The organism is Chryseobacterium sp. DT-167 (assembly GCF_058310155.1).
Map to the genome: position 1 here is coordinate 260132 of NZ_JBZEEQ010000001.1, position 14246 is coordinate 274377.

The 14246-nt window shown below is 36.5% G+C and carries 10 protein-coding genes; 9 read left to right on the forward strand and 1 reads right to left on the reverse strand.

Features of this window, described 5'->3' with window-relative positions:
* Positions 1–184 precede the first annotated feature (184 nt).
* The 3 genes from AC4FQ5_RS01120 (at position 185) to AC4FQ5_RS01130 (ending at position 8703) form a co-directional block, all read left to right on the forward strand.
* Positions 185–2467 carry a choice-of-anchor L domain-containing protein gene (locus AC4FQ5_RS01120; protein ID WP_491140658.1) on the forward strand — a complete coding sequence of 761 codons (2283 nt, stop codon included), beginning with the start codon at positions 185–187 and terminating at the stop codon, positions 2465–2467.
* 172 nt (positions 2468–2639) lie between these two features.
* Positions 2640–6242: a choice-of-anchor L domain-containing protein gene (locus tag AC4FQ5_RS01125; RefSeq protein ID WP_491140659.1), complete on the forward strand. Its 3603-nt coding sequence runs from the start codon at positions 2640–2642 to the stop codon at positions 6240–6242.
* A gap of 106 nt (positions 6243–6348) precedes the next feature.
* Positions 6349–8703: a choice-of-anchor L domain-containing protein gene (locus AC4FQ5_RS01130; RefSeq protein ID WP_491140660.1), complete on the forward strand. Its 2355-nt coding sequence runs from the start codon at positions 6349–6351 to the stop codon at positions 8701–8703.
* Positions 8704–8791: 88 nt separating this feature from the next.
* Here AC4FQ5_RS01130 and rsmA read toward each other — a convergent pair whose 3' ends face one another.
* Positions 8792–9562 carry a 16S rRNA (adenine(1518)-N(6)/adenine(1519)-N(6))-dimethyltransferase RsmA gene (rsmA, locus tag AC4FQ5_RS01135; protein WP_491140661.1) on the reverse strand — a complete coding sequence of 257 codons (771 nt, stop codon included), beginning with the start codon at positions 9560–9562 and terminating at the stop codon, positions 8792–8794.
* Positions 9563–9654: 92 nt separating this feature from the next.
* Here rsmA and AC4FQ5_RS01140 point away from each other — a divergent pair, with 92 nt between their 5' ends.
* The 6 genes from AC4FQ5_RS01140 to rluF all read left to right on the forward strand — a co-directional run bounded on the left by AC4FQ5_RS01140 (position 9655) and on the right by rluF (position 14009).
* Positions 9655–10551 (forward strand): cell division protein FtsX, encoded by an 897-nt coding sequence (locus AC4FQ5_RS01140; protein WP_491140662.1) that lies wholly within the window; start codon positions 9655–9657, stop codon positions 10549–10551.
* 3 nt (positions 10552–10554) lie between these two features.
* Positions 10555–10851 carry a DUF3098 domain-containing protein gene (locus tag AC4FQ5_RS01145; RefSeq protein WP_491140663.1) on the forward strand — a complete coding sequence of 99 codons (297 nt, stop codon included), beginning with the start codon at positions 10555–10557 and terminating at the stop codon, positions 10849–10851.
* A 92-nt stretch (positions 10852–10943) separates the two neighbouring features.
* Positions 10944–11762, forward strand: a complete 819-nt coding sequence (locus AC4FQ5_RS01150; protein WP_491140664.1) for an undecaprenyl-diphosphate phosphatase — start codon at positions 10944–10946, stop codon at positions 11760–11762.
* A 236-nt stretch (positions 11763–11998) separates the two neighbouring features.
* Positions 11999–12697 (forward strand): tRNA pseudouridine(55) synthase TruB, encoded by a 699-nt coding sequence (gene truB / locus AC4FQ5_RS01155; RefSeq protein WP_491140665.1) that lies wholly within the window; start codon positions 11999–12001, stop codon positions 12695–12697.
* Complete coding sequence (locus tag AC4FQ5_RS01160) at positions 12694–13287, forward strand: hypothetical protein (RefSeq protein ID WP_491140666.1); 594 nt, start codon at positions 12694–12696, stop codon at positions 13285–13287. The genes truB and AC4FQ5_RS01160 overlap by 4 nt, the downstream gene beginning before the upstream one ends.
* A complete protein-coding gene (gene rluF / locus AC4FQ5_RS01165) occupies positions 13287–14009 on the forward strand; it encodes a 23S rRNA pseudouridine(2604) synthase RluF (RefSeq protein ID WP_491140667.1) in 723 nt (240 codons plus the stop codon). Before AC4FQ5_RS01160 ends, rluF begins: the two co-directional genes overlap by 1 nt.
* The last annotated feature ends 237 nt before the right edge of the window (positions 14010–14246 follow it).

Sequence of the window (14246 nt, forward strand, 5' to 3'; positions counted from 1 at the left end):
TTTAATTATAATTAAATTTTCTTATCAATTTATAAATAGATACTTTAAATCTTAATGTTTTAGATTTATTTTTATTATTTTTGAACAAACAATAATAAAAATGTTAAAATATCGAATAAAGAATTACTTTAGGTTAATTTTCTTTCTGTTATTCCTCATTAGCGCCTTTTCTTATGGGCAAACAGTGAAGAAAAAAAGATTGGAATCAGCAAAAAATACGATTCCATCGTCGTCAGCTAAGGCTGGTGATTTGATAGACGTAAATGTAACTCCATATGTTGGGTCTACTTATACTCCGACGCAATTGGTTACAAATGTCTTAGTTGGAGGCTCATCCTCATGTGGGACACCGAATATTTCTAATGTTACAATTTCACCGGTTCAGCCTGTAACTGACAATGAGAGATTTTGGGGTTATTTTCATAAAGGCACTTCAAATTTCCCTTTCAATGATGGTATTGTACTGACAACAGGTACAGCACGTCTGGCAGGAAATACTCCTGAAGGACAACTTGGTGTTGATCTTACAACAGGTACTGATGCAGATTTAGAAGCTGCTTTAGCTGGCAGTACGCTTGATTTGGAAGATGCTGTAATTTTAGAGTTTGATTTTGTACCGTCGAGTTCGCAGATGACGTTTAATTATATTTTTGCTTCAGAAGAGTATGATGGTGGATTCCCTTGTTCAGGGTATGAAGACGCTTTTGCTCTTTTATTAAAACCAAATACAGCGGGAGGTACATATACCAATCTGGCTGTTTTACCGGGTGGTGCGGGACTTGTTACTGCCACCAATATTGTTCCTGCAAGTTTTTCTTGCGGTCCAATTAATGCACAATATTATGAAACATCATCCCCTAATAATCAAACCAACCTTTTTGGAAGAACAGTTCCTTTAACAGCGTCTGCAACTGTAATACCGGGACAATCTTATCATATTAAGATGGTAATGGCTGATGATAATGACGGAACTCATGATTCTGCTGTTTTCTTGGAGGCTGGGTCTTTCGATATTGGAATTAGTATTGTTGATAGTGCAGGAAATCCTTTACCGGAAATTCTCAATATTTGTGATAATACACCACAGATTCTGAAAGCTCAGGTAGTTGCAACTCCTGGGATGACCTTTCAATGGTTTAAAGATAATGTGGCTATTCCTGGAGCTACCAATATTACTTATACTGCTACTTCACCAGGAGTTTATACCGTGAAAGTTACAGTACCGGGTGGAAACTGTCCCGGAGAGGCGAAAGTAACGATAGTAGGTGGAACAAGTCCTGTTGTACAAAATGCAACTTTAAAGATTTGTACTACACCAAGCAATTTTACATTTAATTTAGACTCTGTCAAACCGCTTATCAGTACGACAGCTGGAGCTGTTTTTAAATTTTATGTAGCTCAGGCAGACGCAGTAGCGGGAAATAGCAGTAATATAACCAATACAGCAGCATTTAACGGGAATGATGGACAGATTATTTATGTAAATGTTTCAAATGGAGCTTTCTGTTCTAAAGTAGCTACTTTAACTTTAAGAAAAGAAGAAACACCTACTGCTGCTGTTACTTCTACAGAGTTAAAAATTTGTGTAGGAGAATCAGTTACTTTAACAGCTTCCGGAGGCGTGACCTACCAATGGGAAGGTTTTTCCGGAACAGGTGCAGTACGTACGGTTTCTCCAACACAGACTACGACGTACATAGTGTATGCTATCGGTGCTCAGGGATGTAAATCTTTGCTGCCGGCATCAGTGACTGTAGAGGTAGTTCCGGCGATTACTTCCAATCTTACAGGAGGATTCATTTGCGTTGGTGACAGAATTACTCTGGATGCAGGAGCAGGTCCTAATTATTCTTACCAATGGAACAACGGGGAAACTGCGCAGACAGTTGCTGCAGAACTACCGGGATTATACTCTGTAACGATTAGCAACGGTGTTTGTTCTAAAGTCTTTACCACTCAGGTTTTCCAGGCAATTATTCCTCAGATTATAAAAGTGGATTACAATGAATCAGGAACGATGGTGGTGACAGCAAGCAATCCGAGCAACGGGCAATTAGAATATTCTAATGATAATGGTGTTACATGGCAATCTTCCAATGTATTTACAAATGTTCCAAACAATACTTTAGTTTCTATAAGAGTTAAAGTAAAAAACACAAGTTGTGTTGGTTTCTTAGAATATTTCACATTTGTTATGAAGAACGTAATTACTCCAAATGGTGATAACGTGAATGATATGATTGATTTCAGAGGAATCAGTGATCTTAAAGATTTCCAGGCAGTAATTTCAGACCGATATGGTAAAGCAGTATTTAAAGCTGAAAAAATAAGACCATTCTGGGACGGATTCTTCCAGGGTAAAAAATTACCGACCTCATCTTATTGGTATCAGGTAACATTTGAAGATCCAGCAACAAAAAAATTAACAGTAAAAACCGGATGGATTTTACTTAAGAATTTTGAATAAATTTTATTACATATTTAAAAAGACCGATAGCTTATCGGTCTTTTTTGTTTTGAGTATCTAATTAATGAAATTGCTTATTTACCACTTCTCAATTTGTGTTAATAATAATATAAATATTTTTGAATTAAATTTAAATCAAAAAAAATAGTATTTTTGTTAAAAATAATACAAAATGTTAAATAAAAGTGCAGGAAGTTTATTTTTGGCTCTGTTTTTAGTTCTTATTGGAAATTTTACATTTTCTCAGACTAGAGAAAGAGGTAAAAGTATGCAGAAAGCTTCTTCTCAAACAATGAAAGCAGGCGCTTTTATAGATGTAAATACAACCAATTATCCCGAGTCTTCTTACAGCATTACGCAGTTGGTGAAAGATGTTCTTATTGCCGGTGGCTCTACGTGCTCCACAGCTAATGTAACGAATGTTGTTGTATCACCCAATTTGGCAGTAAGTAATCAGGCAAGAACGTGGGGTTTTTTTAATAGAGGTACAACCAATTTTCCTTTTGAGAAAGGTATTATATTAACTACCGGACATGCAAGAAAAGCAGGAAACGTTTTTCAGGCAAGCGAACTCAGTGACGGTGTGCCTGTACAGGGAGATATTGATCTGGCAACAGCCTTAGGAATTTCAAACGGAAATTTGAAAGATGCTACATACATTGAGTTTGATTTTGTCCCTAGTTCTACCGAAGTTACATTCAGATATTTATTTGCATCAGAGGAGTATGAAAACAATTATCCCTGTACCATCGGTGATGGTTTTGCTCTTTTGTTGAAAAAATCGACTGATCCTACGTACACCAATTTAGCTGTTTTACCAAATGGTACACCTGTGAGTGTTACCAATATTCATCCCGCTAATGAATTTGATGGTTCCCCATTGGCTTGTGGAGCATCTAATGCAGCTTATTTTGCCGGATATAATACTACAGCAATAGAAACTAATTTTAGCGGAAGAACCGTTCCGCTTACTGCTAAAGCGACAGTCATTCCTGGTCAGACTTATCATTTCAAGATGGTTTTGGCAGATTATCAGGATGCGGCTTTCGATTCTGGCGTATTCTTAGAAGCCGGATCTTTTGATATAGGTGTTCAGATTTTGGGACCAACGGGAGTTCAGCTTCCGGCATCAATCAATGTTTGTGATAATGCTCCTCAGACTTTTACAGCATCAACTCAGATTCCAAATGCAACCTATCAATGGTTTTTAGGAACCAACCCGATACCGGGAGCAACAAATGCTTCATACACAGCAACGCAACCCGGTGTTTATTCTGTAGAAGTAACAATTCCAGGAAATTCTTGTCCGGGTAAAGCAACTATAACCGTTGTGGGCGGTACATCACCAACAGTGCAAAATGCTACATTGACGAGTTGCTATACAACGGGTAATGCGGTTTTTAATTTAACATCAGCTCAGTCTTCTATAAGTACTACTCCAGGTGCTACATTTTCATATTATTTAAATCAGGCAGATGCCGATGCGGGCAATACCAACACCATAGCTTCACCTACCACTTTCTCAAGTGCAGGAAATCAGACTATCTATGTTTTAGTAAAAAATGGTTTCTGCTCTAAAGTTGCACAGTTACAATTGGTGAAAGCTGCTGAAATCACTGCAACGATAGCAAATCCTGCGGCACTAACGTGTACAAATACACAGGTTACATTAAATGCATCTGCATCAGTTTATCCTGCGGGTTCTACGTTTGCGTGGACAACTACGGGTGGAAACATTGTGTCTGGAGGCACAACATTAAATCCGGTAGTTAATGCAGCAGGAACATATACATTGACGATTTCGAATACTTTCGCAGGAAATGTTACCTGCACGGGAACAGCCAATGTAATCGTAGTGGGAGACAGCGCACCACCTGCAACAGGACTTACAGCTAGTAAACTAATTATTTGTGCAGGAGAATCTGTAGTTTTAACAGCAACAGGAGGGGCATCTTATAATTGGGCAGCTCTCACAGGTAACGGAGCAACTCAAACTGTAACTCCAACCACAACGACAACATATTCTGTAACGGCAGTTGGTGCAAACGGATGTGTGTCGACTTCACCGGCAACTGTTACGATTCAGGTTTCGCAACCTTTTACCGCTCAAAATGCAAGTCTTTTGAAATGTTATCAGCAGGGAAATATTACGTATGATCTTACCTCTGCTCAAAGCCAGATCACTACAGCTACTTCGGGTATTACATTTACATATTACGTCAATCAGACAGATGCAAATGCAGGAAATACCAATAATATTGCCGTTCCGACTACATTCCAAAGTGCGGGAAATCAGACTGTTTATGTTTTGGTGAGCAACGGCGGATGTAAGTATGTGGTCACGCTTCAGCTATTAACCACAGCAACAACAACATTGACGATTGCTGCGCCTCAAACGATTACCTGTACAACGGCTCAGGTTACTTTAAATGCTTCAGCCTCAGTAATACCGGCAGGCTCTACAATCACCTGGACAACTACAGGTGGAAATATTGTTTCTGGAGCAAACACTTTAAATCCTGTCGTAAATGCAGCAGGAACCTATACTTTAACGGTTACTAATATAACACAACCAGCAAATTTAACCTGTACATTTACTGCAACAGTAACGGTTATTCAGGATAAAGTTTTACCGGTTGCCAATTTAACATCTACATTCCAGCAAATCTGTCCCGGAGAATCTGTTACTTTGACAGCTTCTGGTGGAGTAACTTATAATTGGGGCAACGGTCTTACGGGAAATGGACCAACGCAGACGGTTTCTCCCACTACAAATACCACTTATACTGTTTTCGCAGTAGGAGCCAATGGGTGCGTCTCTGCCAATCCGGCAAGTATTACAATTGTTGTAGGACCACCGACTGCAAGTGTTGCAGCCTCAAAAATAAAAATATGTGCAGGCGAATCGGTAACATTGACTGCAAGTGGAGGATTTACATATAATTGGGTAGGTCTTACAGGAAACGGAAATACTCAGGTTGTCACACCTTCTGTTACGACTACTTATTCGGTATTCGCACTGGGTGGAAATGGTTGCGTCTCTAATATTCCTGCAACCATCACTATTGAAGTTGTTCCGGCAATCGTTTCTACATTACAGGATGTATATGCATGTGCCGGTGATAACGGAATCTTAGATGCGGGAGCAGGACCGAATTATACTTATTTATGGAATACCGGTGCCACTACACAGACGATCACAACCAATATTCCGGGATCGTATTCTGTAACAATCAGCAACGGAACCTGTTCTAAATTATTTACTGCACAGTTGATCAATCCTGATCTTCCTCAGTTTACCAACGTGGTGTTTGAAAATAATGTATTAACAATATCAGCAACAAATCCTACTGGCGGAACTCTGGAATATTCTATCGACGGAGGTGCTACATGGCAGTCATCTAATATATTCTATAATGTTTTAAATAATACCAACTACACGATTTCTGTAAAAGTGAAAGATGCAAAATGTGGTAATTCGTTGCAGTATTTTACATTTGTTATTAGCAATGCGATTACTCCGAATAGTGATGGTGTGAATGACTATATAGACTTTACAGGAATCAGCAATTACAAAAGTTTTGCGGCATCGATTTTTGACAGATACGGAGCAGAATTATTCAAAGCAGATAAATCTAATGTGAGATGGGATGGCTCACTGAAAGGTATCAACCTGCCAACCGCAACCTATTGGTACAGGGTGCAATGGGAAAATCCTGCAAGTAAAAAACTTGAATTAAAATCGGGCTGGATTTTACTCAAAAACAGAAATTAAATAAAATTTAAAGTCTTCCTCTGGGGAGACTTTTTTATGTTAAAAAAATGAGTTATTGATGATATTTATGTAAAAAAAAACTAAATTTGTTGAAACAAAAATTATTATGAAGAGATATCTACTATTGTTTTCATTATTCCTCATAAGTTTCTTTTCTCATGCACAAACGCAAACAGAAAAACAAAGAAGAATCGAATTAACAAAAAATTCTAAACCTTCTCCTTCAGCTAAAGCAGGGAATTTAATAGATGTAAATGTACCTCCTTATCCTGCATCTACTTTTACACCATCACAATTGGTAATAGATGTATTGGTGGGAACGACATCTAACTGCGGTACGCCAAATATTACAAATGTTTCAATTTCACCTAATCAACAGGTGTCCAATACTGAAAGGTTTTGGGGATATTTCAACAAAGGAACTTCAAATTTTCCTTTTACTGAGGGTATCGTACTGACAACAGGTACGGCACGTTTGGCAGGAAATAACCCTGAAGGACAACTTGGTGTTGATCTTACTACCGGTACTGATACTGATCTGGAAGCTGCTTTAGTTGGCAGCACTCTCGATTTGGAAGATGCGGTTATTTTAGAGTTCGATTTCGTTCCAACGAGTACACAAATGAAATTCAACTATATTTTTGCTTCAGAAGAATATGACGGTGGATTTCCTTGCTCCGGGTATGAAGACGCTTTTGCTCTTCTCCTAAAACCAAATACTCCGGGAAGTACCTATACCAATCTGGCTGTATTGCCGGGAGGTGCAGGGCTCGTTACTGCTACCAATATTGTGCCTGCAAGTTTTAGCTGCGGTCCGATTAATGCACAATATTATGAAACATCATCCCCTAATAATCAAACCAATCTTTTTGGAAGAACAGTTCCTTTAACAGCGATGGCAACTGTAATACCGGGACAGTCTTACCACATTAAGATGGTAATGGCTGATGATAATGACGGTACTCATGATTCTGCCGTTTTCTTAGAAGCCGGTTCTTTTGATATAGGAGTAAAGCTTTTAGATCCAGCTGGTGCAACATTGCCTGAAGAGATCAATGTATGCGACAATGTACCACAAGTAATTACAGCTTCTACAAGCGGTCCAAATTTAGTATACCAGTGGTTTCTGAACGGAGCCGCTATACCCGGAGCAAATACTAATTCTATTACAGCAATACAACCCGGAACTTATAAAATTGAAGTAAGCGTTCCCGGAAATCCTTGTCCTGGTTCAGCTTCGATTAAAATTAATGGTGGGACTACGCCTTTAGCTCAGGATGCGTCATTCAGATTGTGCAGCACACCGGATATTACAACATTTGATTTAAATAATGCAAAACCATTAATCAGCCCTACACCAAATGCTGTTTTCAGGTTTTATGTAAATCAGGCAGATGCAATCGCTCAAAATGCTAATTTTATTCAAAATCCAGCCAATTATAACGGAACTGACGGACAGATTTTATATGTGGTAGTTTCAGACGGAGGTTTCTGTAGTAAAACCATTAAGTTAACGCTAATTAGAGAAGTTACCCCAATTGCAGGGGTTACCTCTTCAAGAATCAGAGTATGTCCTGGGGAATCTGTGACTCTTACTGCTACCGGTGGTGTAACTTATTTGTGGGATAATTTCACAGGAAATGGCAATACTCAGACTGTTCCGGTTTTTCAAACTACAACATTTACGGTATATGCTATCGGAGCTAAGGGATGTAAATCTTTATTGCCGGCAAAAATAACGGTTGAAGTTGTACCTGATATCACGTCTCCGTTACTTGATGTTGAAATGTGTATTGGTGACACCATTGTTTTAGATGCAGGAGCAGGAACCAATTATTCTTATGTCTGGAATACGGGAGCAGAAACTCAGACCATTGTAGCAACACAATTAGGAATTTATACGGTAACAATTAATAACGGGATTTGTCAGAAACTTTTCACAGTTAAAGTACATGGTGCATCATCACCGTTCTTTACCAATCTTAGTTACGAAAACAATACGTTGACAGCGATTGCTACCAATCCTTCAATCAACAATATTTACGGAACTCTGGAGTATTCTGTTGACGGAATCAATTGGCAGGATTCTAATGTATTTACCAATCTTACGGATAATACGACATACAATGTTCAGGTGAGAATAAAAGGGACAAGTTGTGTGGGTGCAGTTGAATTCTTTACATTGGCAATCAACAATGTCATTACACCAAATCAGGATGGAGTGAATGATGTATTGGATCTTACTAATCTGAAAGACTTCAATAATTTCACAGGATCAATCTATGACAGATATGGTGTTGAGATTTTCAGATTCTCAAAAGAAAGACCAATCTGGGACGGAACTGTGTCAGGAAAAAGATTACCGACAGCAACATATTGGTACAAATTTAACTTCGAATATAAGAAGTCTAAAGTACAGATGAACAGAGCCGGATGGATCATGTTGAAAAACAGAGAATAATCTTAAAACAGATATCAATAAAAATAGCCTTTCAAATCCGAAAGGCTATTTTGTTATGTTATGCTAAAATCATTAAATGAATTGCTGTTTATTGATTTTCTTTCCAAAGTTGAGTGAAGTGAATAAAATCTTCTACACTTAATTCTTCAGCTCTTTTATCCATAAATTCGTGAGTTTTTAAGGCTTCAGGAATATTAAGAACTTTCCATGAGTTGGATAATTTTTTTCTTCTTTGTCCGAAACCTGCTTTTACGATTTGCTTAAAAAGAATTTCATTTCCAACCAAACCTTCTTTCGGATTTCTCGTCAGTCTGATAACACCAGATTTTACTTTCGGTGGCGGATTGAATACATTTTCATGAACTGTAAAAAGATAAGTCACATCATAATATGCCTGTACCAAAACAGACAAAATTCCGTAATCTTTAGTTCTCGGAACAGCAGCAGTTCTTTCTGCAACTTCCTTTTGAAACATTCCTACCATCTCAGGAACAATCTGATAATAGTCAATGATTTTAAATAAAATCTGAGACGATATATTGTATGGGAAATTACCGATTATGGCAATTTGCTCATTATTGATAAAGTTAAAATCCTGCTTTAGGAAATCTCCTACGAAGGTTTCTTCTGTAGCTTTTGCATAGTTTTTTTTTAGATAATCTATAGATTCTATATCTATTTCTGCAAGATAAACGGTTTGATCTTTTTCAAGAAGATATTTGGTAAGTACTCCCATTCCCGGTCCCACTTCCATGACGTTGTTGTAGTTTTCATAGCTTAAGCCTTCTACAATATTTTTTGCGATGTTTTCATCCGTCAAAAAGTGTTGACCCAGATGTTTTTTTGCTCTTACACTCAAAGTTTATTTATGATTTCGTTAACAATGATTTTCTCTTATTCGTTCCAAATTTCGGTAGAATTTTTCTATTTTAGCCAAAAATTTTAATATTAATGGCGAAATCTGTAGAAGAGTTTAATAAGAAAAGGCTTCGGTCTAGCAATATTACTGTTGTAATAAGTATTGCCCTTGTGTTATTTTTGTTGGGATTAATGGGTTTGATTTTGATCAATGCGCAGAAATATTCTGATTATCTGAAAGAGCAACTTGTTGTAAATGCGTACTTTGACGAAAATTATGATGTAAAAGATTCTGCCAGAATTGTAAAGCAGGAAGCGGAAGCAGTTCAGCAAATTCAAAAACTGGAGTCTGTAAAGCGTACTACATATATTTCTAAAAAACAGGCTTCAGCAGAGGCCAAAAAAAGTTTAGGTGTCAACAGTGAAGCGCTTTTTGAAGACGATATTTTCCCTGCTTCTGTAGAAATTGCCTTAAAACCTGAATATACAGACTCAACCAAAATTGGTGCAGTTTTAACTCAAATCAAATCAGTTCCCGGAATTGTCGATGTGAAAAATGATTCTGATTCACAAAAGATTTACGATAAATTGAATAAAATTCTAAAATGGATTTTAGCGTTCTGCGTTCTGTTTTTAGTTTTGGCGATTGTTTTAATTAACAATTCAATAAGATTAAAAGTTTTCTCAAAGAGATTTATTATTAAAACCATGCAGCTTGTAGGTGCAAAAAGAAGATTTATCTTAACTCCATTCATCAAAGAAGCTTTGATTCTTGGTTTGTTAGGTGCCGTTCTAGCTCTATTGGCATTGTCTGGACTTTGGTATTACTTTACAACTACTATAAAAACTCCTTTTGTACAAGATACCAATCAGTATTTCTGGTTAGTTCTTTTGATTTTTGGAGTTGGTATTTTCATTACAATATTAAGTACAATCGTTGCAACTTGGAGATTCTTGAGATCAAATGTTGACGACTTATATTATTCTTAAAAAATGGGCAAAAAAACACATAAATTTTCCGCGTCAGATTTTGGGACGGAAAGAGAAGTTTCAGAAAAACAGGCTTTCTATTTCGGAAAAGAAAACTACAAATGGATGCTTATCGGTTTAGCTTGTATCGTTGTCGGTTTCCTTTTAATGATGGGACCAGATGCGAATACAGTTGATGGTAAATTAGATCCGAATTCATGGAATGACGGTATATTTTCAATCAGAAGAATCAGAGTTGCACCATTACTAATTGTAATTGGTTTCGTGATTGAAATTTACGCGATCCTGAAAAGAAAATAAAAACTTTAGACATAAAGATTAAAGAGTTAAAAGATTTGAATGCAATTTGAATCTTTTAATCTTTTTAATCTTTTAATTTTTAATAAAGAAAAATGGATTTAATCAAAGCAATTATCATTGCGATTGTAGAAGGACTTACAGAATATTTACCGATTTCGTCAACCGCTCATATGGGTTTTGCAGCCAATTTGATGGGCTTAGAAGAAACAGAGTTTCTTAAAATGTTTCAGGTTTCCATACAGTTTGGGGCAATTTTATCCGTTGTAATAGCATATTGGAAAAAGTTTTTTGACCTGAAAAATCTTCAGTTTTATTTCAAATTGGGTTTTGCTGTTATTCCGGCTTTGGCTTTAGGATATATTTTTGATGACAAAATTGAAGCGGTTTTAGGAAATCAGATTGCCATTTCGTCAGTTTTGGTTCTTGGTGGTATAGTTCTACTATTTGCAGACAAGTGGTTCAAAAATCCTGTTATTCATGATGAGAAAGAACTGTCTATAAAAAAAGCGGTAATCATTGGTTTTTGGCAATGTCTTGCAATGATGCCCGGAACAAGCAGAAGTGCAGCTTCTATCATTGGTGGTATGACGCAGGGTTTGACAAGAAAGGCTGCGGCAGAATTTTCTTTCTTCCTCGCTGTTCCTACAATGTTGGCAGTAACGGTATATTCAGTTTTTGTAAAAACCTGGGGTAAAGCAACGGGAAATCCGATGAAAGGATATGAGATGATTCTTGAATCTCAAGATCACATCATGATATTTATTGTTGGGAATATTGTAGCATTTATCACAGCACTTATCGCAATCAAAGCATTCATTGGCGTTCTGAATAAATATGGTTTCAAACCTTGGGGATGGTACAGAATTATCGTCGGAATTGCTTTGTTGGTTTATTTTTATTGGTTTAAATAATTTTAGGGCAGCTAAGAACTTCGTTCGTAAACTTCGATAAAGCTTTGCTTTTTCTCATTTATGCCTTCCACTCCCGCTTTTTTGCCTACGCTTCGTTCCGGTAAAAAGAGCTCTGTTCAAACCTAACGAAGTGGTTAGATGATTCAACTTGAAAATAAATAAAATATCATCAAGTCGTGCTGCGAAAGATTCAACGTAAATAAAATATTACTCATTACCAATTACTTATCAACTTTATGACAGCAGAACAACTTCTTGAAGGACACATCTTTCTTTTAGATAAACCTCTGGACTGGACTTCCTTTCAGGCGGTCAATAAAATGAAATACAAACTCAAAAGTGAGTTTGGTCTTCCGAAAAAATTTAAAATCGGTCATGCAGGAACTTTGGATCCAAGAGCAACCGGTCTTTTGATTGTCTGCACAGGAAAATTCACAAAAAAAATTCCTGAAATACAGGATGCTCCCAAAGAATACTGGACAGAAATAAAAATTGGAGTACAAACGGAATCTTACGATACTGAAAAACCTGAAATTCTTCAACAGGATATTTCGAATATTACTGAAGAGAACGTAAAAGAAATTCTAGAAAAATTTTTAGGTGAAATCGAACAGACTCCACCGATTTTTTCTGCCATTAAAATTGATGGGAAAAGAGCGTATGATATGGCTAGAGCAGGGCAGGAAATAGAAATGAAATCCAGAAAGACAACCATTACTTACATAAAAGATGTAGAAATCAATTTTCCGTTGGTAAGTTTTATGGTAGGTTGTTCGAAAGGAACCTACATTCGCAGTCTCGCTCACGATATTGGTCAGGAATTAGGAGTGGGTGCTTATTTAACACAATTAAGAAGAACAAAAATAGGAGATTACAATGTAGAAGATGCAACAACAGATTTTTTAGAAAACGGATACAAATTTGAAAATTTATGATCAGAAATTTATTATTAATATCATTTTTATTGATTTCATCACAGTCATTTTCGCAGGTAGATCAGTCGAAAAAGCCGAAAATGAATTTTTATTTTAATCCAAATTTAAATGTGGGTTATAATTTAGGGAACCAAATCAAAGAAAATCAGAACAAAGATTCTTACGACTACCAACAAAATATTGCGCCTTATCTTCCTAACAAATATACGTACGGAATTTCGGCAATCGGAGGTTATCAATTTCTTCCTAACTTTGCAATTGGTACCGGAATAAAATATAGTTACATAGATCCCAATTTTCATTTAATGTATTGGATGATTCAGCCAAAAGTTATTTTTAATCCGGGAGATGAAGCTTTTTTTATTGATCTTACCTATGGCAGACAATTTAATAGGTCGGTGGTTTCAAATGCTGACTTCTGGAGTTTAAAAGCAGGTATTCAGGTTTCTTATTCAAAAAGACTTAGCCAGGAGGGAGGTTTATTTTTGGAAGGAGCTCAGCTTGGAAATACAGGTGCGGTATTTATAGGATTAAGTTATGGAATTACGATTTTCAGTAATAAAAATTACACAGTAGAAGGAATAGACTAATGGAAAAAACACGTATCAACAAATATCTATCGGAAGTTGGTTTCTGCTCAAGAAGAGCTGCAGACAAACTTTTGGAAGAAGGCAGAATAACGGTCAATGGTAAAGTACCCGAAATGGGAACAAAAATATCTGATGAAGACATTGTGGAAGTTGACGGAAAACCCATTCGTGAATCTGAAGATAAACCTGTTTATATTGCTTTCAACAAGCCGGTTGGGATTGTTTGTACTACAGATACAAAGCGTGAAATTGATAATATCATTGAATATATCAACCATCCAAAAAGAATTTTCCCGATCGGGAGATTAGATAAACCTAGTGAGGGTTTGATTTTATTGACAAACGACGGCGACATCGTCAATAAAATTCTTCGAGGAAAAAATAACCACGAAAAGGAATATCTGGTAAGAGTCGACAAACCGCTCAATACAAAATTCCTCGAAAAAATGCGAAACGGCGTTCCTATTTTGGATACTGTTACCAAAAAATGCGAGGTGGAGAGAATTGATGATATGACTTTCCGTATTGTTTTGACACAAGGTTTGAACAGACAGATCAGAAGAATGTGTGAATTCCTAGGGTATGAAGTGAAAAAACTAAAACGTATCAGAATCATGAATATCAAACTTGATCTTCCTTTAGGAAAATGGAGAGATTTGACAGATGAGGAACTTTCTGAACTCAATATTCTACTGGATGGCTCGTCAAAAACCTTTGAATAATTCTATTGATAAGATACTTACTACTTATAAATAATATTGGAATACTTTAAGAGTATAATAATAGCTCAATAATAAATATCTGATACATAGAAGTTTGAAATATAAACAATAATATAAAAAAGTATTGTCATAATTAAATTTTTTCGTAATTTTGCACTCACTTTTGTGAACGTACTTTCGGCGAAGTAAAACATTAACAATTAACGACTTCCATATTTTTCAGGATTCACAGCAAAG

Excerpts from the sequence above, each read along its gene's own strand:
- AC4FQ5_RS01125 (WP_491140659.1), top strand. The coding sequence starts at position 2,640 with ATGTTAAATAAAAGTGCAGGAAGTTTATTTTTGGCTCTGTTTTTAGTT.
- AC4FQ5_RS01130 (WP_491140660.1), top strand. The coding sequence starts at position 6,349 with ATGAAGAGATATCTACTATTGTTTTCATTATTCCTCATAAGTTTCTTT.
- AC4FQ5_RS01140 (WP_491140662.1), top strand. The coding sequence starts at position 9,655 with ATGGCGAAATCTGTAGAAGAGTTTAATAAGAAAAGGCTTCGGTCTAGC.
- AC4FQ5_RS01145 (WP_491140663.1), top strand. The coding sequence starts at position 10,555 with ATGGGCAAAAAAACACATAAATTTTCCGCGTCAGATTTTGGGACGGAA.
- AC4FQ5_RS01150 (WP_491140664.1), top strand. The coding sequence starts at position 10,944 with ATGGATTTAATCAAAGCAATTATCATTGCGATTGTAGAAGGACTTACA.
- truB (WP_491140665.1), top strand. The coding sequence starts at position 11,999 with ATGACAGCAGAACAACTTCTTGAAGGACACATCTTTCTTTTAGATAAA.
- AC4FQ5_RS01160 (WP_491140666.1), top strand. The coding sequence starts at position 12,694 with ATGATCAGAAATTTATTATTAATATCATTTTTATTGATTTCATCACAG.
- rluF (WP_491140667.1), top strand. The coding sequence starts at position 13,287 with ATGGAAAAAACACGTATCAACAAATATCTATCGGAAGTTGGTTTCTGC.